General features: G+C 57.9%; 19 protein-coding genes. 14 read left to right on the forward strand and 5 right to left on the reverse strand.

From position 1 onward, the window contains the following. Nucleotides 1–11 precede the first annotated feature (11 nt). Nucleotides 12–731: a FadR/GntR family transcriptional regulator gene (locus ACQR35_RS09045; protein WP_430269829.1), complete on the reverse strand. Its 720-nt coding sequence runs from the start codon at nucleotides 729–731 to the stop codon at nucleotides 12–14. Nucleotides 732–920: 189 nt separating this feature from the next. Between ACQR35_RS09045 and ACQR35_RS09050 the strand changes: the two genes are divergently transcribed. From ACQR35_RS09050 to ACQR35_RS09080, 7 genes are all read left to right on the forward strand, one after another. Continuing rightward, on the forward strand, nucleotides 921–1448 hold the full coding sequence (locus ACQR35_RS09050) for a gluconokinase (RefSeq protein WP_430269830.1): 528 nt from the start codon (nucleotides 921–923) through the stop codon (nucleotides 1446–1448). A 42-nt stretch (nucleotides 1449–1490) separates the two neighbouring features. Beyond that, nucleotides 1491–2894: a GntP family permease gene (locus ACQR35_RS09055; protein ID WP_430267391.1), complete on the forward strand. Its 1404-nt coding sequence runs from the start codon at nucleotides 1491–1493 to the stop codon at nucleotides 2892–2894. 207 nt (nucleotides 2895–3101) lie between these two features. Further along, a complete protein-coding gene (locus ACQR35_RS09060) occupies nucleotides 3102–4391 on the forward strand; it encodes an adenylosuccinate synthase (RefSeq protein ID WP_430267392.1) in 1290 nt (429 codons plus the stop codon). Between the two features lie 97 nt (nucleotides 4392–4488). Further along, nucleotides 4489–5415, forward strand: a complete 927-nt coding sequence (locus ACQR35_RS09065) for an NADP-dependent oxidoreductase (RefSeq protein WP_430267393.1) — start codon at nucleotides 4489–4491, stop codon at nucleotides 5413–5415. A gap of 129 nt (nucleotides 5416–5544) precedes the next feature. Next, nucleotides 5545–5970, forward strand: a complete 426-nt coding sequence (locus ACQR35_RS09070; RefSeq protein WP_430269831.1) for a CoA-binding protein — start codon at nucleotides 5545–5547, stop codon at nucleotides 5968–5970. Nucleotides 5971–5979: 9 nt separating this feature from the next. After that, the gene (locus ACQR35_RS09075; RefSeq protein WP_430267395.1) at nucleotides 5980–6372 is read left to right on the forward strand and encodes an MmcQ/YjbR family DNA-binding protein; all 393 of its coding nucleotides are present in this window, start codon (nucleotides 5980–5982) and stop codon (nucleotides 6370–6372) included. 71 nt (nucleotides 6373–6443) lie between these two features. Further along, nucleotides 6444–7073, forward strand: a complete 630-nt coding sequence (locus ACQR35_RS09080; RefSeq protein WP_430267396.1) for a hypothetical protein — start codon at nucleotides 6444–6446, stop codon at nucleotides 7071–7073. A 49-nt stretch (nucleotides 7074–7122) separates the two neighbouring features. Here ACQR35_RS09080 and ACQR35_RS09085 read toward each other — a convergent pair whose 3' ends face one another. Beyond that, complete coding sequence (locus ACQR35_RS09085) at nucleotides 7123–9741, reverse strand: LuxR C-terminal-related transcriptional regulator (RefSeq protein WP_430269832.1); 2619 nt, start codon at nucleotides 9739–9741, stop codon at nucleotides 7123–7125. Nucleotides 9742–10131: 390 nt separating this feature from the next. On the opposite strand from ACQR35_RS09085, the gene ngcE reads away from it, so the two are divergent. From ngcE to ACQR35_RS09105, 4 genes are all read left to right on the forward strand, one after another. Continuing rightward, the gene (ngcE, locus tag ACQR35_RS09090; protein WP_430267399.1) at nucleotides 10132–11541 is read left to right on the forward strand and encodes an N-acetylglucosamine/diacetylchitobiose ABC transporter substrate-binding protein; all 1410 of its coding nucleotides are present in this window, start codon (nucleotides 10132–10134) and stop codon (nucleotides 11539–11541) included. A gap of 95 nt (nucleotides 11542–11636) precedes the next feature. Next, nucleotides 11637–12539 (forward strand): carbohydrate ABC transporter permease, encoded by a 903-nt coding sequence (locus ACQR35_RS09095; RefSeq protein ID WP_430267542.1) that lies wholly within the window; start codon nucleotides 11637–11639, stop codon nucleotides 12537–12539. Between the two features lie 2 nt (nucleotides 12540–12541). After that, complete coding sequence (locus ACQR35_RS09100; RefSeq protein WP_430269833.1) at nucleotides 12542–13432, forward strand: carbohydrate ABC transporter permease; 891 nt, start codon at nucleotides 12542–12544, stop codon at nucleotides 13430–13432. Nucleotides 13433–13527: 95 nt separating this feature from the next. Next, nucleotides 13528–14358, forward strand: a complete 831-nt coding sequence (locus tag ACQR35_RS09105) for a DUF1206 domain-containing protein (RefSeq protein WP_430269834.1) — start codon at nucleotides 13528–13530, stop codon at nucleotides 14356–14358. A 227-nt stretch (nucleotides 14359–14585) separates the two neighbouring features. Here the strand turns inward: ACQR35_RS09105 and purL are convergent, their stop codons facing one another. From purL to purS, 3 genes are read right to left on the reverse strand one after another with little or no spacing between them, the layout of a single operon-like run. Further along, complete coding sequence (gene purL / locus ACQR35_RS09110) at nucleotides 14586–16907, reverse strand: phosphoribosylformylglycinamidine synthase subunit PurL (protein WP_430269835.1); 2322 nt, start codon at nucleotides 16905–16907, stop codon at nucleotides 14586–14588. Then, nucleotides 16904–17674, reverse strand: coding sequence for a phosphoribosylformylglycinamidine synthase subunit PurQ (gene purQ / locus ACQR35_RS09115; RefSeq protein WP_430269836.1), 771 nt, complete (start codon nucleotides 17672–17674; stop codon nucleotides 16904–16906). Before purQ ends, purL begins: the two co-directional genes overlap by 4 nt. A 2-nt stretch (nucleotides 17675–17676) precedes the next feature. Then, nucleotides 17677–17928, reverse strand: coding sequence for a phosphoribosylformylglycinamidine synthase subunit PurS (gene purS / locus ACQR35_RS09120; protein ID WP_430267404.1), 252 nt, complete (start codon nucleotides 17926–17928; stop codon nucleotides 17677–17679). A 252-nt stretch (nucleotides 17929–18180) separates the two neighbouring features. Between purS and ACQR35_RS09125 the strand changes: the two genes are divergently transcribed. The 3 genes from ACQR35_RS09125 (at nucleotide 18181) to ACQR35_RS09135 (ending at nucleotide 21496) form a co-directional block, all read left to right on the forward strand. Beyond that, nucleotides 18181–18582, forward strand: coding sequence for a YchJ family protein (locus ACQR35_RS09125; RefSeq protein ID WP_430269837.1), 402 nt, complete (start codon nucleotides 18181–18183; stop codon nucleotides 18580–18582). Nucleotides 18583–18602: 20 nt separating this feature from the next. Continuing rightward, nucleotides 18603–18812, forward strand: a complete 210-nt coding sequence (locus tag ACQR35_RS09130; RefSeq protein ID WP_430267406.1) for a hypothetical protein — start codon at nucleotides 18603–18605, stop codon at nucleotides 18810–18812. Between the two features lie 140 nt (nucleotides 18813–18952). After that, complete coding sequence (locus ACQR35_RS09135; RefSeq protein WP_430269838.1) at nucleotides 18953–21496, forward strand: exo-alpha-sialidase; 2544 nt, start codon at nucleotides 18953–18955, stop codon at nucleotides 21494–21496. Nucleotides 21497–21720 lie beyond the last annotated feature (224 nt).

Here is a 21720-nt window from a genome sequence, read left to right on the forward strand (position 1 = left end):
TTGGCGCCCCGCTACTCCAGGCCCATGGCTCGGCGGACTTCTGAGACCACCTCGTGCATGGCTTCTTCGGCCTTGTTGGTGTCCCCGGAGGCGATGGCTGACGCAACGTCCTCGTGCGCTTGGAGCGCCGTCTCACGAGGATGAAACGGCATCAGGCCTTGCCGGGTTCGGCTGGTGAGGACTTCTTCCACCATCTGATCTAGAGCAGCGAACATTTCGTTACCGCTGGCTCGCAGCAACAGCCGGTGAAATGCGACGTCGGCAGCCAGAAATGCTTCAAGGTCACCTGCTTCGCCGAGGCGCCGCAGCTCTGCTGCCAGCGCTGAAAGGTCGCCGCGTTGGGAATGTGAGGCGCGGCGTGCGGCGGCTGCCGCGGCAATGGGTTCAACGGCGATCCGCAGCTCTGTCAGTGAGGCGTATTGTGCTTCGCGACGGCTCGATGCGAGCCGCCAGTGTACGAGTTTGGGGTCAAAAACGTTCCACTGCTCAGGGGACTGAACCACAATGCCCACACGCCGGCGAGAGTAGACCAGATTCATCGATTCCAGAACGTGGGTGGTGTCCCGGGCGATGGTGCGGGAAACACCAAATTCTTGCTGAAGATCATCCAGCGTGAGTCGGGTCCCCGGGGCTAGTTGGCCTGAGGCAATGGACTCGCCCAAGGTGTCCAGCATGCGTTGATGAAGGCCGCTGCCCTCTGGTGTTGTCGCCTCTGGTGTTGCCGTCGTCATTGATGCCCCTACCGCCCCTGATTTCCTTCAGTAGTCTAGGCCAAAATCGTCAAAAGTATGACTAAAGCCACATAAAGTACTACCAATTCGGCTCTAATGGTGCTATCTTTTTGTTTCGGACCTCTTGCATCCCGCTTCAGGTCTGAGCTTCGTGAGAAGCCAACGACGTCTTCCTGCGGAGGTAGGGCAATGAAGTCATCTGCAATCCATGTGGTCGTTATGGGCGTTGCCGGCGCAGGCAAGTCAACGATCGCTGAAGCGCTTTCCCAAGAACTGGGCTGGGACATGGCCGAGGCCGATCAGTTCCACCCCGCTGAGAACATCAACAAGATGGAATCCGGCACCCCACTGACAGACGAGGACCGCTGGCCCTGGCTGCGTAGCATTCGTGACTGGATGAGCGCCGAGGCGAAGGCCGGGAAAAACACCGTCCTGACCTGCTCTGCCTTGAAGCACACCTACCGAGAATTGCTCTCTGAAGCCGAAGGCACAGTGGTGTTTGTTCACCTCGACGGTTCACCAGAGCTGCTGCGCGAACGGATGGGTGGGCGTGAAGGTCACTTTATGCCGCCCACACTTCTGCCAAGCCAATTGGCCACCCTCGAACCGCTCACCGAGGCCGAACTGGCCCAAGGCAGTGTCCGTCTGGACATCTCCCAGAAGCCGGAAGCGATCGTCAGTGCCGTCGTCGAACGTCTGAATCTTTCCGCGGCCTAAAGCCGCTTTGCATCACCCACGAATCTGTTTCAAAGGAGAATCATGACCATCGAAGGATGGACTCAAACCCTGGGCGCTGGACCCTTGATGCTGATCGCTGCGGCGGCCATCATCGTCTTGCTGGTCCTCATCATCCGTTTCCGGGTGCACGCACTACTTGCTCTTATTACCGTCAGCCTTGGCACGGCGTTCGCTACCGGAATCCCAGCGGACAAAGTTGTCAGTGTTCTAGTCAGCGGCTTCGGAACCACACTGGGTACTGTTGCCCTGCTGGTGGGTCTTGGCGTGATGCTGGGCCGGATTGTTGAAACCTCTGGCGGCGCCAAAGTTCTGGCCGACTACCTTATTGGTGTGTTCGGTGAAAAGCGGGCGCCCTTCGCTTTGGGTCTTGCCTCGCTGATCTTCGGCTTCCCCATCTTCTTCGACGCCGGGTTGGTAGTGATGCTCCCCGTGGTCTTCGCTGTGGCTCATCGCCTTGGGGGCGGTGTGCTCCGCTACGGCTTGCCCGCCGTTGGTGCTTTTTCCGTGATGCACGTGTTTTTGCCGCCGCACCCGGGGCCCGTTTCTGCCTCCGCAATTCTGGGCGCCAACGTTGGACTGGTAGTTATTGTGGGCCTGATCGCCGCGATTCCCACCTGGTACCTAACCTGCTACTTGTACGGTCTGTGGACCGGGCGCCGTTTGGTGCTGCCCGTTCCGGAAATTCTGGGACAGGCATCTGAAGAAGCCGAATCCAACCCTCCGCGCTTCAGCACCGTGGTGAGTGTCCTGCTGTTGCCTTTGGTTTTGATCTTCCTCAACACCGGGCTGAACACCTTGGCGTCCTCCCACGTTCTGCCTGATTCGGTCAAAGGCCAGGAATGGTTTCAGATCCTCCGCGCACTAGGTGACACCCCGGTTGCCTTGCTGATCTCGGTTTTTGTCGCTGTGCTGGTTCTTGGTGTTCGCCGCGGTTTGCACGGTGAGCGGCTCGAGCGCCTCTTGGAATCCTCATTGGGCCCGGTCTGCTCGGTTATTTTGATTACCGGTGCCGGTGGAATGTTCGGTGCTGTTCTGCGTACTTCCGGTATTGGCCAGGCTCTGGCTGATGTCCTTGGTGATGCTGGTATTCCGCTGATTTTGGCCGGTTTCCTGATCTCCTCGATCCTGCGTATTGCACAGGGTTCGGCAACCGTTGCATTAACTACCACCGCTGGTTTGATTGCCCCGGCAGTTGCTACCGCCGGATTCGATGGCATGCAGCTGGCCGCCCTGGTTATTGCTGTTGCCGCCGGATCTGTTGTTGCGTCACACGTGAACGACGCCGGCTTCTGGATGGTTGGCCGCTTCTTTGGAATGGACGTCAAAACCACACTGAAGACGTGGACTGTAATGGAAACCCTGATCGGTGTGATGGGCTTCGCCATTGCAGCTTTGGTGTTTGTTCTTGCAGGTCTGGGCGGATAAGCACCTGGCGCGACTGCCTTGAACGGATAGGGCCCGCTAAGGTGATGTGGGCCCTATCCGCTAAACTTGCTAGGTAAGAGCCCCTAGCCTCTTGCATCGGTACACGCAGCAGCGTGAGCGCCGGCGGACATGGGGGCGTTTTTATGTACGGCGCTGATCTGCAGCCAGCTGACTGTGGTTCGGCCCGTGAATCTGGGGGAGGATCCCATGCCAGCTATCGTGATCGTTGGAGCCCAATGGGGCGACGAAGGAAAAGGCAAGGCTACTGACCTGCTCGGCGGCCGTGTTGACTACGTGGTCAAACCAAACGGTGGAAACAACGCCGGGCATACCGTCGTCGTAGGCGGCGAGAAGTACGAGCTCAAGCTCCTTCCTGCCGGTATCCTCAGCCCCAACGCGGTGCCCATCATTGGCAACGGTTGTGTAGTGAACCTCGAGGCGCTCTTTGAAGAAATCGATGGGCTGCAGGCCCGTGGCGCTGACACTTCTAAGCTGCGCGTCTCGGCTAACGCCCACTTGGTTGCTCCGTACCACCAGACGCTGGACAAGGTGACCGAACGCTTCCTCGGCAAGCGCGCCATCGGCACCACGGGCCGTGGCATTGGCCCCGCCTACATGGACAAGGTGGCCCGCTTGGGTATCCGTGTTCAGGACGTTTTTGACGAGTCCATCCTGCGCCAAAAGGTTGAAGGCTCTCTCAAGCAAAAGAACGAACTCCTGGTCAAGGTGTACAACCGCCGGGACATTGATGTCGAAGAGATTGTGGAATACTTCCTCAGCTTCGCGGACCGACTGCGCCCCTTGGTCATTGACAGCACCTATGTACTCAACAAGGCACTGGACGAGGGCAAGGTTGTGTTGATGGAAGGCGGGCAGGCCACATTCCTGGACGTTGACCACGGCACCTACCCGTTCGTCACCTCCTCGAACCCCACCGCCGGTGGCGCGTCGGTTGGCTCGGGCATCGGCCCAACCCGCATCTCCCGCTCGATCGGCATCATCAAGGCTTACACCACTCGTGTTGGCGCCGGCCCGTTCCCCACGGAGCTATTTGACGAGATGGGCTTGTACCTGCAGAAGACCGGTGGCGAATTCGGTGTGAACACCGGCCGCCCGCGCCGCTGTGGTTGGTACGACGCCGTGCTGGCACGCCACGCGTCGCGGGTGAACGGTTTCACGGACTACTTCGTGACCAAGCTGGACGTGCTCACCGGTATTAAGCAGATCCCCGTGTGCGTGGCCTACGACGTTGACGGTGTGCGCCACGACGAAATGCCGATGACGCAGACCGAGTTCCACCATGCCAAGCCGATCTTTGAATACTTTGATGGCTGGACCGAGGACATTACGGGGGCCCGCACTCTCGAGGATCTCCCCGAGAATGCTCGCAACTATGTGCTGGCTCTCGAGAAGCTCTCCGGAACCCGCTTCTCCGCAATCGGTGTGGGACCGGACCGCGACCAGACCATTGTGGTTCACGACCTCATCAACGACTAGCACAGACCCTTATCAAACCCTCTGTAGCCACTTGGCTGCGGAGGGTTTGACGTAGACGTGGTGGAATACTCCCTAGTGGCTCGCTGTTTGACCAGCTATGAAGGCAATTACATACAGCAAATACGGAAACCCTGACGTTCTTGAACTCACAGAGCAGCCACTTCCCAAAGTTGGGCCTGGAATGGTTCTGGTAAAGGTCAAAGCCGCCTCGGTCAACCCAGTGGACTGGAAGATCATGGCCGGATACCTTGACCCGCTGATGGACATCCAGTTCCCTGCAATCCCCGGCTGGGACGTGGCAGGCGTGGTGGAATCGGTAGGTATTGACGCCCCCAACTTCAAGCCCGGCCAGGAAGTAATCTCCTATGGACGCAAGGACTTTGTCCAAGGCGGTAGCTTTGCCGAATACATTGCCTTGCCCGAGCGGCTCCTTGCCCCCAAGCCCACAACTCTGGACTGGAACGAATCCGCCGGCCTCCCACTTGCAGGGCTAACCGCCTTCCAAGTCCTTCGCCGATTAGGTTTGAAATCCGGAGAAACCTTACTGATTCATGGCGGCGCGGGTGGCGTTGGATCGCTCGGCATCCAAATTGCCAAGGCCATGGGCGCCCACGTGATTGCAACCGCGTCGGAAAAGAACCACGGCTACCTGCGCGAACTCGGTGCCGAGCCTGTCACTTACGGTGAAGGCCTCGCCGAACGTGTGCGTGCACTCAGCCCCAACGGCGCCGACGTTGTTGCGGACTTCGCTGGTGGAAACCTCGAAGCGACGCTCGCCGTGTTGGTCCAGGGTGGACGCCATGCCTCGATTGCCGATGCCGAGGTGGAAGCCCACGGCGGCACCTGGATGTGGGTCAATCCGGTGGGCTCAGATCTGGAGGAACTCGTCACGATGGTTGATGAACTCGGGCTACGCCTAGAAGTAGCCAAGTCCTTCCCGCTCGATCAGGCAGCAGACGCTTTTCGACTGAACATGGACGGTCACACTCGGGGCAAGATCATTCTGACTGTCGACGCCGAATAGGACCGCACCGTAGGACTCCAGTACGCGCGGCGCCGGTAACTGCCCCACGTGGGTGAGGAACCGGCGTCGTGCTGTGCTTGTTGAAGCACTAGCGCCAAAACCGTCAGATCATGGAGGTAGCCTTTCCCTATGGCACATCAAAATGACCCAGCAGTTATCCAACGGCTTATGCGCACCAAGGGGCGTTGGGCAATCGTTGGGTTGAGCAACAACGAATGGCGGGCGGCATACGACGTCTCCTTAACTGTGCGGGACAAGCTGGGCATGGACATCATTCCCATCAACCAGGCAGGCGTAGACGTTCACGGGGAGAAGGGTTACAAATCCCTCGCTGACATTCCCGCTGACCAGCAACCCATCGACGTCGTTGAGTGTTTTGTGAACTCCCAACGAGTGGGAGCTGTGGTGGACCAAGCAATCGCCGTGGGTGCAAAAGCAGTTTGGTTGCAGCTCGGTGTTATTGATGAGGACGCAGCCCAGCGAGCCAAGGACGCCGGTCTGGACGTAGTGATGGACGAATGCCCGGATAGGGTTATCCACCGCACTGGCCTCTAGGAACAGTCTATGGACGCTGCCGCGCTCCGAGCCTTCTGCCTGACTCTGCCGGGCGCTTTTGAGGACTACCCCTTTGGGCCAGAGACTGCCGTATATAAGGTGGGCGCCGCCGTTGACGGGGACAAGCACCCGCCAAAAGTTTTTGCCCTCAGCGCGTTGCGGGCCTCACCGTTGAGTGTGAGCCTCAAATGCGAACCCGTGCTTGCGCAGCAATTGCGGCAAGCTCATCCGCAGATCACCGGCGCGTTCCACCTGAACAAAAAACACTGGAATGGTGTGATCTTAGACGGTCTCCCGGACGCCATGATTCGGGACATGGTAGAAGATTCTTATGACTTGGTGGTGGCGTCGCTACCACGCCGCCAGCGTGAACAACTCGGCTGGAGCCGTTTGAGCCGTTAGATTGGCATTGACCGGTATTGAATTGACCCACATCTCAACTGACCACGGCCACAAGCTGAGCGGGAGCGATCATGTTGAACCAAAAAACCCTTGACGATCTTTGGAATTTTTCCGATCCGGCCGCCTCCGAGGAACACTTCCGGCAGGCGCTCACAAGCACAGAATACGACGACGGCGAGCGGGCCGAGCTTGCTACGCAGCTAGGGCGCGCCATCGGGTTGCAAGGCCGCTACGAAGAAGCGGACATGTACCTGGACTCAATCGAGGGCGCCGAGGAAGATCCGACGATCGGCGTGCGGATCTTGCTGGAACGGGGCAGGGTTCTGAACTCCTCCGGTCAGGCCGCAATGGCAGTTCCCTTGTTTGAACAGGCTGCCGAACTGGGCGATCACCTCGGCGAAGAATTCTTGGCCGTGGACGCGCTCCATATGCTCGCGATTGCCGATGCCGAGCACTGCGAGTTGTGGACCCGCAGTGCCATTGAGTACGCCTCCACTGTGACTGACCAGCAGACCAAGCGCTGGCTGATTGTTTTGCACAACAACCTTGGCTGGCATCTCAGCGACGGCAAAGAGTTCACCAAGGCGCTCGTGGAATTTCAGCTTGCAGAGCAATGGGCACAACGGCTCGGCACACCCAAACAGCAAGAGCTGGCCGCTGCGGCAGTGGCACAGTGTGCGGAGGCGGTAGATCACGCCTAGACCGCTGGTGGTCTTACCCGGTTTTGGGATGCGTTTGGGCCAACGACTGTTAGGCCAGTAGTGCAGCTACCTCTGCCAACTCTTCGCGAGATGAGACGTCCAATTTGATAAACAAGCGATAGAGGTGCCCTTCTACGGTGCGCAAGGAGACGTTCAGGAGGTCTGCGATATCCCGGTTTCCATGACCGGCGCGGACCAGATCGGTGATTTGTTTCTCGCGTGCAGTAAGTTTCGGGATGTCGGTGTTGGTAAACCACGGAGAATCGACGTCTGGGATTTCGTTGCGCATGGCCACAAGGCGCTGAGTTGCACGGCGAGCCCGTTCTGATCGTTTGGCTGCGTCAAATGCTGAAATGGCCATGGACTGGAGTTCTGCTGCTAGCAAGACGTAGCCACGTTCGTGGGCGTGCACGGCAGCCTCCTCCAAATTCGTGCCGCTTTTGCTGGCAACAGCGGAGGCGAAGGTCCGGAAGAGGCTCGCTCGCCGTCCTTCCATGGATTCAGCTAATTCCACAAAGCGCGGCAGCGATTCCGTGTGACGCAGCCGAATTAGAAGTTCGTGAATGGTTAGTTCAACGCTGCGCAAACCTAGTTCGCGTGACCGTTTGGCCAGTGTTTGTAGTTGTAGCGAGGCATCAAATGTGGATGTCAGAAGGCTCTCCGCGGCCACTGACATCGCTTGGGCTTCGAGTTCGCGCACCACACCAGAGCGACGGTGGTACTGCTCCAGTTCATCAAGGTGGGAGCGTGCAGCTTCATGTTGACCGCTCGCAGCCTGTGAGTAGGCTAGGTGGCTCAGAGCGGTGCCAAGCATCTGCCAGGGATCGTAACCCCTTAAGGAAGCGGCAGCTGCGGTCAGCTCTTCAGCTGCTTCAGCGAGTCGTCCCTCGTGGATAAACGCAATACCAATTCCTAGGTGCTTGAGACCACCGATTGGTAGCTCGATGCTGTAATTTTCGGGTTCTTCCCTATGAAGCAAGTGCCGCGCAGAGGCAAAATCACCCTCATTGAGGAAATTCACGGCTGATCTAGTGAGTATGTAGATCGCAGTGTGGGGACTTACGTGCCTTTGGCGCCCGATCGCCGCTAAAGCCGCTCTGGCCATGCCTGAGGCCGCAAGGACGTCTCCGGTTTCGGAGAGAATTTCGGACAAACTCACGGAGGCCATAGCCTCCGCCACTGGACTAAGGTCGGCCGGGGCAGCCAGAAGCTTCTCGAACGATTCTCTGGCTGCGTCTAGGTGGCCAAGGCTAAGATGAGCCATCGCCAGAACAATGCGCGATGCTTGGGCTATACCTGAGTTTGACTCTGCAGCCTCCGGGAAGCGGTCAAAATACAGGCGTTCTACGCGTTCAAGTTTCTCCTCGCCGTCTTTGGACGGTAATTGGGCGTGCAAGGTAGCGGTCAACGCGCGCAGACCATCAACGGCACTTGTAGCGATCTCAAGGGCGGCTATGCCCAACTGCTCTGCCTGGAGATAATCGTTGTGGTAGACCAACGCCTGTGCCTGTTCGGCGAGGGCCGCAGCCCTCAGCGGACCGTCTACCGCAGCCGTGGCAATGCGTAACGCATCGTCGCTGTACAACTCATGGTTGGCCATTCTGGCGGCGATGATGAGTTTTTGGTCGGATGGGAGTATGCCGCAGTCGAGCCCCCATGTGACGTCGCGAATTTTGCCCTTGAAATCTTTGGTTTTCCATGGATCGTAAACTTGGGCGAGTTCGTGACGGTAGCTCTGCGAGCGTCCAATCGGGACTAGCTGGCGAATCATGCCACTGTGTGCCCTATTCGCCATTTGGACGATGGGTTCCCCCGAAGCATCGATCTTTAATTGCCCAGATTCTTGAAGTGCGTCTAATGCTGCGCTGTTGACCAACTTGTTGAGGTCGCACAAGCGGACGCGGCCAGCAAGGGCAACCAGTTCAATGATTTTGCGTTCAGCCGGATTCATTGCGGCCAGGTCCGCATTAATGATTTCCGTTAGTTCCCCGCCGTAGCGTCCGGTTGGATGATCTAGAACCCACCAGCCGTCGTCACAACGTAGCGATCCCTCCTCAAGCGCGCCGGCAACCAGGCCACTCAGAGCCATTGGGCTTCCACCGGCTCGGCGCAGTAAGTAGTTCCCAGCACCGTGAGAGAGCCGCCCCCCAGTCATGCTCAGAATGAGATCGAAACCCTCATTCTGAGTCAGTGGGCCTACTTGGAAACGAGTGAGCAGACCATCGCGCCATAGCTGGGTCAGAGCTGTTTCTCGACTGAGGTTTCGTTGAGCCATGATCACTTGGCAATTGCCAGCCAGTACGGCCTGGGCGATGACTGCGCTGCTCTCTTGGTCGACGAGAGATGCGTTATCAATGACGATCAGAGTGCGACGGCCTTGGTGGGCTGTTTCCCGGATCCTGCCCATGATCGTGGCTAAGGCTTCGTGGAACGTTATGGCGCTGCCTTCTCCGTGACCAATGATTGCAGCGACGGTCCCAAATGGTAGGGGAGTCAATGATCGGCTGGGGAAGAGCTGAATGACTTCGTACTCGGCAGCCAGAATAGTCCGTAGCGCGTTGAGTACACGAGTCTTTCCAAAGCCGGTGTCGCCAACCAGTAAAGCGCCGTAGGTTTTGCCCGCGCGCACATGGCTGAGAAGTTCACCTACCAAGGCACTTCTAGTCACCGAGACCCCCAAGTCTTCTAGCTATCAACCATAGGGAGTCCGCGACGGAAACGTCAGGAAATAGAACTGGCTATGTGATATCTAGAGGCATTTTACGGCACGCAGATGGGAGGCAGAGCAAACGGTTGACGGTAGGCCTCGTTTGAGTGTCGGTTGAGGTTTTCCTCTGGCAATTGACCGGGGAAAAGACCATGATGACAATCGGCATGTGATGCCCGTTACATGTTGTTAATGAAAGAATGTGATTGAAACTCCCTTGAAATGTTGCGTTTCGAGCATACTTGGTGTTGTATATCACACAGGCGGTGGCGTCGTTTTGACTCCCCAAATGCGAGGGCGGACCGTTCTTACGCCCCCAAAAGCTCTCATCAGTCATCGGAAGGTAACGATATGAAAATCCAGAGTCAGCCGGTTGCACGGCGTGGATTCCTTCGCGGCGCACTAGCCACCGCAGCTTTGATCCCGGTAGGAGGTGCACTCGCATCTTGCGCTGGTGGAGGAGGCACCACCACAAGCGGCCCTACGGGTGCCGTATCCGATACCAACCCCTTTGGTATGGCAGACAAGTCCACCGTTGATGCAGTCATCTTCAAGGGTGGCTACGGTATTGACTACGTAGACTTTGCAGGCAAGGGCCTCGAGAAGGCTCAGGCCGGTTCCACGGCAAAGATCTCCCCCTCAACGGACATCTCCCAGGAACTGCAGCCGCGTTTTGCCGGTGGAAACCCGCCGGACTTGATCGATAACTCCGGTGCAAAGTCCATTGGGTTCAACACGATCCTGCCGCAGCTCGAAGACTTGACCAGCGTTATTGAGGCCAAGAACCTTGAAGGCACGGTCATCAAGGACACCCTTTACGACGGCGTTTTGGCTCCGGGAACCTTCGACGGCAAGCTCGCTGCCATCAACTACGTGTTGACCGTATACGCAGTGTGGTACTCCTCATCCTTGTTTGAAGCTAACGGTTGGACCCCGCCCAAGACGTGGGACGAGGCCTTCGAGCTCGGCGAAAAGGCTAAGGCCAAGGGCAAGTACTTGTTCGTCTGGGGTAAGGAAGCTGCCACGTACTACCAGGAAATGGCTATTGCCTCCGCTATCAAGGAAGGCGGCGACGAAGTTCGTCTCGCCTTGGACAACTTGAAGGAAGGCTGCTGGTCCCTCCCGGCAGTTCAGTCCGTATTCACAGCACTGGAAAAGCACGTTAAGGCCGGTCACTTCAAGCCCGGTGGCTCGGGTACCGCTTTCACCGCAGCCCAGGCACAGTGGAGCAACGCTCAGGAAGCTCTGCTCTACCCGTCCGGTTCGTGGATTGAAAACGAGATGAAGGACCAGACCAAGGCTGGCTTCAAGATGATGGGTATGCCGGCACCTTCGGTCTCCGCTAACGGCAAGCTTTCTCAGGCTGGTTTGCACTCGACCGCTGGTGAGCCATTCGTGGTTCCGTCCCAGGGTAAGAACGTTGCCGGTGGTAAGGAACTGCTGCGTGTGATGCTCTCCAAGGATGCAGCCACCAACTTCGCCAAGACCAAACTGGCCCCAACCATTGTCAAGGACACCGTTCCGGCTGATGGCTTCGGTTCCACTGCCCTGGTCTCCCAGACCACGCTTCTTGACGAAGCGGGCAAGGACATCTTTACGTGGGGCTTTGTTGACCTTTACGGCACCAACAAGGACCAACTGGTTGTCTGGAACACGTTCCTCGACGGTAAGTCTGACGTTGCTACCTTGACCAAGGCTCTGCAGTCCATCACGGACAAGGTTCGTAACGACAGCTCGGTGACAAAGATTGAAGTGAAGTGACACTACCCGCATTAAAGACGCAGTTGGACGGTGGCAGCACGCCTGCCGCCGTCCGGCCGCGCCGGAAGAAACTCACTTGGGACCGCGTGAGCTTTATGGCCGTCTTCCTTGGCGTGCCGCTAGTGATTTACCTGGTCTTTGTGATCTCTCCGTTCGTTCAGGCTTTCTACTATTCGTTGACAGACTGGTCCGGCTTCTCGCCCAAAAGCAACTTTGTAGGGCTTGAGAACTATCGCCGAATATTCAGCGACGACATCTTTATGAAGGCGCTGGGCAACAACCTTCTCCTGCTTTTGGTTTTGCCAATCGTCACGATCGTTTTGAGCCTCGTTTTCGCCACCCTTGTAACAGTGGGCGGCAGCAGCAAAGGGCAAGTCAAAGGCCTCAAAGGATCTAGCTTTTACCGTGTGGTCTCGTTCTTCCCCTACACAATCCCGGCAATCGCCATCGGTATTATGTGGGGCCAGATCTATGATCCCTCAGGCGGTCTCCTTAACGGCATCTTGACCTCCCTGGGCATGGGTGGATTCAAGGACTTTGCCTGGTTGGGTAACCCTGAAACCGCCATGGGTGCCTCCATGTTTGTGATTGTATGGGGATTTGTTGGCTTCTACATGGTGTTGTTTATTGCTGGTATCAAGGGCATCCCCGCTGAGCTATTTGAAGCGGCCCGCATTGATGGTGCAGGGCGGTTCCGCACCGCGGTTTCCATCACCATCCCGATGATCCGAGACAACATCCAGACGGCCTACATATACATGGGCATCTTGGCCTTGGATGCGTTCGTTTACATGGCAGCGTTGTTCCCCAATGCTGGCGGTCCGGATAACACCACCTTGGTGATGGCACAGCAATTGTTCTTCACGGCCTTTAACAAGGGCCAGTTCGGTCTTGCCACTGCCATGGGTGTAGTTCTCGCAATTGCCACCCTGATCTTCTCCGCGATCGTGTTCCTTGTGAACCGGTTGACGGGCGGTACTGAGGACGTGTCTTCATGACAATGACTAAAACTTCTGGACGCCGTAGCGCTCCGGCAAACTTTGAACACCGCAAGGTTGAATCCACCCCGGGGGACAAAGCTGTTGCTTCTGTTTCCCACATAGTGTTGGTCATTTGGTCAGCGATCGTGATTCTGCCGCTCTTGTGGACCATCATGTCCTCGTTCAAGAGCTCCTCGGAGATCTTTGCCTCACCGTTCTCACTTCCAACAGTGTGGCGGTTCGATAACTACGCGAAGGCGTGGACTGAGGCCGGAATTGGCAGCTACTTCCTGAACTCAGTGATCGTGGTTGGTTCGGCATTGGTTTTGGTGATGCTGCTCGGCGCCATGTGTGCCTACGTTTTGGCTCGCTTTGTGTTCCCGGGTAGCCGCGCCATCTACTACTTGATGCTTGCTGGCCTGACCTTCCCGCCGTTCCTAGCCATGGTGCCGTTGTTCGGTATTTTGCGCAGCATGGGATTGTTGAACAATTTGTTCGGTTTGATCCTCACCTATGTGGGCTTCGCTTTGCCGTTCACCGTGTTTTTCTTGTTCTCCTTCTTCAAGTCCTTGCCGCACGAGATCACCGAAGCAGCATCTTTGGATGGTGCAGGTGACTGGCGGACGTTCTTCCAAATCATGTTGCCCATGGCTAAGCCTGGCTTGGCGTCTGTGGCGATCTTCAATTTCTTGGGTTTGTGGAACCAGTTCCTCATTCCGGTTGCTTTGAACGCCGGTGGCCCCAAGGTGCTTTCGCAAGGCCTCGCGTCCTTCGCAAGCCAGATGGGTTACGCGGTGGACTTTGGTGCGTTGTTCGCGGCAGTGACAGTAACTGTCCTCCCGGTACTGGTTGTTTACGTGATCTTCCAGCGCCAATTGCAGGGTTCCGTATCGCAAGGAACATTGAAGTAGTACTAGCCTTTACAAGGTACGACGGCGGGGCCCCACTGAGTGGGGGACCCCGCCGTCGTACCTTGTTTTCGAGTGGGCAGCCATAGAATTTGTGCATGGGTAATGCAGTATCGCGCGCTGCGAGTTCCGCAGACGACGCAGTCGATGACATCAAAGACAGCAAGGTTGTCAGAGTCCTTGCCCGTTCAGGCTATGCCGCCATTGGACTGGTTCACGTGCTGATTGGTGTCACTGCTTTGCGCTTGGCTTTGGGGGAAAAGGGCGACGCCGATCAGAGCGGTGCGGTAAGTCAGTTGGCTTCAAACCCGTTCTCGCTGGCGTTGCTGTGGGCCGGGTTTATTGTGTGCGCTGTGTTGGCACTGTACTTGGCAAGCGAGGCGTTGATGGGTTGGCGTTTTGGAGCGTCAAAGCACCAAGTCAAGAACAGACTCAAGGCTGGCGGGCAGGCGGTTGTTTTGGCTGCCGCAGCAATAGCTTTTGGCGGCTTCGCGCTGGGGCAAAGCAGCGATAGCGGTCAGAGCTCCAAAAAACTCAGTGCCGATCTGATGAGTAGCACACCCGGCACGGTTCTTCTGGCGGCGATTGGGGCCGGCCTCATGGTGGCAGGGGTAGTTTTTGTGGTGATTGGCGTCCGGAGAGGTTTCGAAAAGCATCTGCGTGGGCAACCGAGCGGCACAACTGGCACAGCATTTATCTGGCTCGGCGTGGCTGGCTACTGCGCCAAGGGGGTGGCGCTCGCCGCAGTTGGGCTGCTGATTGTGGTGGCCACGGTCAAACACGATCCGTCCAAGTCGGGTGGCCTGGATGAGGCGCTCAAAGCATTTTTGGCGCAGAGTTTTGGGGTGTGGATTGTTGCCCTTATCGGCATCGGGTTGATTGCCTACGGGCTTTTCTCCGTGCTGCGCTCCCGTTACCAGCGGCTCTAAACCAGAGCTTAAAGCAAACTCGTGCACGGGAGCTCAACTTTCGCAACCGCCCAAAACAGCATTCCCCGGAAATTAGCGGATCTTCGCCGGACCGGCTGAGCCTTGGCTTGGAAAACTGAGCTGTCGTGCACGCCTTCGGGCGTCACGGCCCATAAAAGTACGACGGCGGGGTCCCCACTCAAGTGGGGACCCCGCCGTCGTTATGTGGCTCAGTTATTTAGCTGAAACTACCCGAAGTACTTCGGCAGTGTGCCTTCGTGGGCTTCGCGCAGTGCGTCGAGGGGGAGTGTGTCCACGCCGCCGATCTCGAGTGCTTTGCCTTCGGCGTCCACCACACCAATGCGGGTGTGGGCGAAGCCGCGGGCCGTGCACATGTCCTTGAAACGGATTTCTTCAGAGCGCGGTACAGACACGATTGCGCGGGCCTGAGACTCGGAGAACAGTGCAGTGAACAGGTCAACGCCGTCGCGCTCCATCACCTCGTCCAAGGAGATCCGGGCGCCTACGCCGTAGCGCAGCGAGGACTCCACCAGAGCAGCCGCGAGGCCGCCCTCAGAGAGGTCGTGTGCGGCGTCGATCATGCCGTCGCGGGAAGCGTTGATCAGTAGTTCACCCAGCAGGCGCTCGGCAGCCAAATCAACCTTGGGAGGTTGGCCGCCCAAGTGTCCGCGCAAGTTGGACCATTCGGAACCGTCTAGCTCGGCGCCCGTGGTGCCCAAAAGGTAAATGGCCTGGCCATCTTCCTTCCAGCCGGAGGGCGTCCGGCGGGCGACGTCGTCGAGCTTACCCAAAACCGCAACCACTGGCGATGGGTGAATCGGCGTAGTGCCGGTCTGGTTGTAGAGCGAAACGTTACCGCCGGTCACCGGGATACCCAGTTCCATGCAGGCGTCGGACAGGCCACGGATCGCCTCGGCGAGCTGCCACATCACGTCCGGGTCCTCAGGGGAGCCGAAGTTCAAGCAGTCGCTCACGGCCATGGGGATAGCACCAGCGGTGGCCACGTTGCGGTACGCCTCGGCCAAGGCCAGCTGCGCACCCTGGTAAGGGTCCAGGTAGGTGTAGCGGCCGTTGGCGTCGGTTGCGAGGGCAACACCCAAACCGGTTTCTTCATCCACACGAACCACACCAGCATCATCCGGGAACGCCATGGCAGTGTTGCCACCCACGTAACGGTCGTACTGGTTGGTGATCCAGGCCTTGGAGCACATGTTCGGCGAGGCAACCAGCTCGGTCACAGCAGCCGCGAGCTCTGACGGTGCTGCCGGGCGGCCGGCATCCTGAACGGAACCGGTGAACGTGTCAGCCTGCAGCGAGTCCTGCCACGAGGGGCGGGCGAACGGGCGATCGTAAACGGGGCCGTCGTGGGCAACGGTGCGCGGGTCAACATCAACAATGACCTCGCCTTCCCACGTGATGATGAGCCGGCCAGTGTCAGTAACTTCACCCAACCACGAGTACTCAACAGCCCACTTGTCCATCACAGCTTCGAACGCTGCAACGTTCTCCGGCGTGACAACAGCCATCATGCGCTCCTGCGACTCTGACATCAAGATCTCGCCCGGGGTCAGGGTGGGGTCACGCAACAGTACGGAGGTCAGCTCAACTTCCATACCGCCGTCGCCGTTGGAAGCTAGTTCCGAGGTGGCACAAGAAATACCTGCGGCGCCCAGGTCCTGAATACCCTCAACCAGGGATCCCTTGAACAGTTCTAGGCAGCATTCGATCAGGACCTTCTCAGCGAAGGGGTCACCCACCTGAACGGCGGGGCGCTTGGAGGGCTTGGTGGAGTCGAAGGACTCAGAGGCCAGCACGGATGCGCCGCCAATGCCGTCGCCGCCGGTGCGTGCACCGAACAGGACCACCTTATTGCCCTTGCCCGAGGCGTTAGCCAGGCGAATGTCCTCGTGACGCATCACGCCAACAGCCAGTGCGTTGACCAGTGGGTTTCCCTGGTAGACGGAGTCAAACACCATTTCGCCACCGATGTTCGGCAGGCCCAAGGAGTTTCCATAGCCACCGATGCCGGCAACAGCACCGTGCATCACGCGGGCAGTGTCCGGGTGATCAATCGCGCCGAAACGCAGTGGATCCATGACGGCTACCGGGCGGGCACCCATGGAAATAATGTCGCGGACAATACCGCCAATGCCCGTGGCAGCACCCTGGTACGGTTCCACGAACGACGGCGAGTTGTGGCTTTCAATCTTGAAGGTCACGGCCCAGCCGTCCCCAAGGTTGGTCACACCGGCGTTTTCACCGATGCCCACGAGCATGTCCTTTTTCATTTCCTCCGTGACCTTGTCGCCGAATTGGCGCAAGTGGTTTTTGGAGGACTTGTAGGAGCAGTGCTCGCTCCACATCACGGAGTACATGGCCAGTTCCGCGCCGGTGGGGCGGCGGCCAAGGACCTTAACGATCTCGTCGAATTCGTTTTGCTTCAGGCCGAGTTCGGCCCAGGGCAGTTCCGTGTTTGGGGTTTCCGCGGCGTTCTCAACGGTGTCGATATTGAACTTTTTCTGGCCAGCAGTAGTGGTCTCGGTGCTCACTTGGTTCCTCCCACGAGCTGGTTCAGTACGGACGTGAAGAAGCCCAAGCCATCAGTCCCGGCATTGGAATCGTCAGCCGATTCCGGGCCAAAGCCTGGCTCCACGGCGTGCTCGGGGTGCGGCATGAGGCCCACCACGTTGCCCGCGGCGTTGGTGATCCCGGCAATGTCCCGACGGGAACCGTTCGGGTTGAAATCGACGTAGCGGAATGCGACGCGGCCTTCGGCTTCCAATGCGTCCAAGGTCTTCTCGTCCGCAATGTACTGGCCGTCTTGGTTCTTCAATGGGACAGTAATTTCTTGGCCGGTCTCATAGTCAGAGGTCCACGCGGTGGTGTTGTTCTCCACTCGGAGGATCTGGTTGCGGCAGATGAACTTCAAGTGATCATTTTTGATCATCGATCCCGGGAGTAGGTGGGATTCGGTGAGGATCTGGAAGCCGTTGCAAATACCCAACACGGGCAGTTTGGCGTCCGAGTTGGCGGCGTCCACGATCTTGCCCATCAACGGGGCAAAGCGGGAGATGGCACCGGCGCGGAGGTAGTCTCCGTAGGAGAAACCACCGGGGATTACGACGGCGTCCACGTCACCAAGGGTGGTGTCGGCGTGCCAGAGTGGCACAGCAGTGGCGCCGGCCAAGCGGACAGCACGGGCGGCGTCGCGGTCATCAAGTGTTCCAGGAAAGGTTACGACGCCGATTCGGGCGCCGGCGAGGCGCGAGTCAGCGGCGACGGCGATTGCCTCGCCGATCAAGGGAAGGGTAGTCATGCTTAGGCCTCGACTACCTCGACGTTAACAACGTCCTCGATCACCGGGTTGGACAAGAGAGTCTCTGCGGCTTCGCGGGCCTGGGCCAAGATTTCCTCGGTGACCTCACCATCCACGGTCAGTTCGAAGCGCTTTCCCTGGCGCACGGCGCTGAAGGAAGTGAATCCGAGCCGGGGGAGTGCTCCCACGATCGCCTTACCCTGCGGGTCAAGAATTTCGGGCTTAAGCATGACATCAACAACGATCCGGGGCATCCGGCAACTCCTGTGCGTGAGCGGTGGGTGAACCTTAAAAGGGCTGCCACGGAGAGTTGCCGTCTCACGCGCTTCGAGTACTTCAGGGATTGGGGCCACATGGGGTGGTTTTCAATTCCGGGAAGCAACATAAAGCGGCGCTCCGCGAGCTTGCGCTTCCATTCTACCGGCCCGCGTGAGCGTTGCAGAGCAACGTATGTTGCAGTCTTGTTGTTTGCTAGATTAGCGGCCGGGGCCACGTAATCTGGTGGCATGAAACCCCTCGCAGACGCTGATCGTTGCCCGTGTAATAGCGGCGACATTTTTGCCGAGTGCTGTGGCCGTTTTTTGCATGGAACCCAATCTGCGCCAACGGCTCAAGCGCTGATGCGATCGCGTTATACCGCTTTCGCTTGTGGTCACGTGGAGTATCTGATGAAGTCTTGGCACCCCAGCACCCGTCCAGATGAGCTGGAGCTGGAAGCCGGGATGATCTGGCGCCGCTTAGTGATTGAAGACGCTTCTGCTGGTGGGCCGTTTGATACACAAGGAACTGTGACTTTCAGTGCCTACTACCTCCTTGACGGTCAGAAGGGTGTGCAGCAAGAGTTGAGCCGCTTTGTCCGGGAGGACGGTCAGTGGTTTTATCTCGACGGCGTGGAGCCAGGGCAGTGATCTTCGTTTAGGCTGAGCCCATGGCTGAGAATGGAAAATCCTTTGTATTGCCCGTCGTTATTGCTGCCGTAGCCGCTGGTTTGGGCAGGATGGTGCTGCAGAAGCTCAAGGCAGACCGCAACACCAAGAAAAACTTCGCGAGCCAATTCGCCGATGGCCTACCGGGTGCTGATGCCACCCTCAAGCCCGAGGTCCAAGACCAAATCAGCGAGGCCATGCGCGGCAAATAGGGGCGCCACATCTAACCCTTCCCCGATGACCGCAGTCGGCGGTCATCAGAAAGGACCTAGATGTGAAGTCTTCCTCGATCACTCGTCCCCTCATAAAATCCCTGTGTCGTACAGCTGCAGTCGGCGCCCTTGGGCTAACCATGCTCGTCTCGGCAAGCGCCCTCTCCCTAGCAGCACCGATTCCGTCGGCCGACCCTACGGCAGCACCAGGTCAATTCTCTGAACAGAACCTAGGCGCTGACCGCACCCCAGAAAACTTCTATTACCGAATTCCTGCCCTTGCCTACTTGGGAAACAACGTGGTTCTCTCAGCATGGGACGCCCGCCCGGGCAGCAGCGCTGATGCACCCAACCCCAACTCGATTGCGATGCGACGTAGTACCGATGGTGGCCAGACGTGGAGCAACATTTCGTTTATTGCCCGCGGTCATGTTGCCGATGCAAGCGGGCCCAAATATGGTTACAGCGACCCATCATTTGTCTATGACGCTCAGGCCAGCAAAGTCTTCGCGTTTTTTGTTTACTCCAAAGACGCTGGCTTTGCTTCGAGCGAATACGGCAATGACGGTGCTGATCGGAACGTCATCTCCTCAGCCGTAGTTGAATCCTCAGACGGTGGTCTCACGTGGAGCGCGCCACGCTTGATCACGAACGTGACCAAGCCTGGAAGCAAAACAAATCCCCAGCCAGGGGACGTTCGGACTAACTTCGCATCCTCCGGCGAAGGCATTCAACTCAAATACGGGCAATATGCAGGTCGCCTTATCCAGCAGTACGCCGGATATGTCCGCCAGAGTAACGGCAGTGAAGTGATTCAGGCCTACAGTGTGTACTCAGATGATCACGGCGCAACCTGGCAGAAAGGCCAGCCGGTGGGCGCGGCGATGGATGAGAACAAGGTTGTTGAGCTCTCCGATGGTCGCGTGATGCTCAACTCCCGCGATAGCTCAAACGGCCACTACCGGAAAGTGGCGATTTCCACGGACGGTGGCCAAAGCTACGGTCCGGTTACTGTGGATACAGAGTTGCCTGATCCAACCAACAACGGTTCCATAACGCGTTTGTTTCCCGCTGCTGCCCAAGGTTCCGCTGACGCCAAAAAGCTGATGTTCACCAACTCGAACTCACAAGTAAACCGAGAGAACGTCTCCGCCAGGGTTTCGTGTGATGACGGTGCCACGTGGCCCGGTGTGCGCAGTATTCACCAGGGCTTCTCCGCTTACTCCACGGCCACGCGTTTGGAAGATGGAAAGCTTGGCGTCTTTTACGAGGGTAACTACACGGACAGTATGGTCTTCGCAAAGTTCGACGACGGGTGGCTGAATTACGTTTGTGCGCCATTGAATATCCCTGCCCAGACCGTTGTACCTGGCGTTGCGCAGCAGGTTCCGGTCACTGTCACCAACCAAGAAGCAGTGACGCTCAGCGGTGCGAGCGCCACCATTTACACCCCAGCAGGCTGGAGCGCGACCACGGTCCCGGTCCCGGACTTGGCTCCCGGCGCATCGGTGACGGTCAACGTCACCCTCACCTCGCCGTCGTCCGCTACAGGTAGCACGCAGCTCAACGCAGCGTTTATCACCGCAGAAGGCAAAGTCTCGCAAGGTACGTTCTCCGCCAATGCCCCGGTGAACAATCAAGTGGGGTTGACCATTAGCGGATCCGCGCTGGCCCGTGACGTTGTGGCGAATCCTTACGTTGCCGGTGAGGTGCTCAGCTACAACTTGACGGTCAAAAATACCTCCAACGTGACGGCCAATGCAGTGCCCACCTCGGGAAGTTTCGATTCAGGTTTCTTGCCACCAACAGCGCCGAATTGCCGCTACAACAACCTTGCCGCGGGTGCCAGCTACACGTGTACCACCGCCAAGCACACCGTGACGGCGGCTGAAGTGACTCAGGGCTACTTCAGCCCGACGGCAACCTTTAGCGTGACGTCTAGCGCGGACTCTACACTCACCAAAAATGTCACCTTTACCGGCGCAAACGTTGCACTTCGAGACGGCGTCCTCTCGGCCACGATCGTGGGCAACCGGACGGATTCGTCTAGAGACCTGAGCGCGAATCCATACACGGCAGGAGAGCAGGTTCCCTACAACTTCACGGTCACCAACACCAGCCCCATTACTGCTGATTTGGTTCCAACGGCAGGTAATTTCAGCCCACTGGTTCCTGAAGGTGCGGGCAATTCCCGCTGGCGTTCACTCGCTGCCGGAGCAAGCTACAACTGTGGCACACCACGGCATACGGTAACCGCAGAAGAAGTAGCTCAAGGTTATTTTGTTCCGTCATCTACATGGACGGTGGTGGCGACTGGCCAGAGCACCAAAACGATCACCGTTACAGGAGATCCGTTAGTTCTCAGCGTTAAACCAGCTCAGCCCACGAGCGACCCGGTACTTTCTAGTACCAAACTCAAAGGGTCAGCCCCGGTAGATCTGATGGTGAACCCGGCTGGGTACTTGCCCGGTCAGGACGTGACTTTGCAAAATGTCCCAGACGGGCAGTGGTACTTCGTGTACCTCGAGAAAAAGCAGCAGAAATTGGGCTGGTTCTATGCCGAGCCAGGGGCAGCGCTGACTGCCACTTTGCCGGCTGACGCGAAGAGCGGGGCCAATAATGTGGTGGTGCTGGACCAGGCGGGCCAGTTGTTGGGCTGGGATCAAATCAGCATCATTGGCTAGCCGTGGCTCAAACACCGTCTCCGTTGTGAAGCTTCATGAACATGAGAGCTCGCGAGCTGTGCATCACAGCTCAACTTTGAAACTCGACCTAGGGAATCTGCCTGCCAGTTCCGTTTTGTTCCGGCAGCTCCCGTTTTCAGGTCCGTGAAAGTTGAGCCGCGGTGCACGAGGTTCGCGGGGTTTGTGGCGGCGGGTGGAATAGAGAGAGCACACACCTTGATGGT

Source organism: Pseudarthrobacter sp. J1738 (genome assembly GCF_050490315.1).
Taxonomy (GTDB): domain Bacteria; phylum Actinomycetota; class Actinomycetes; order Actinomycetales; family Micrococcaceae; genus JBNPEO01.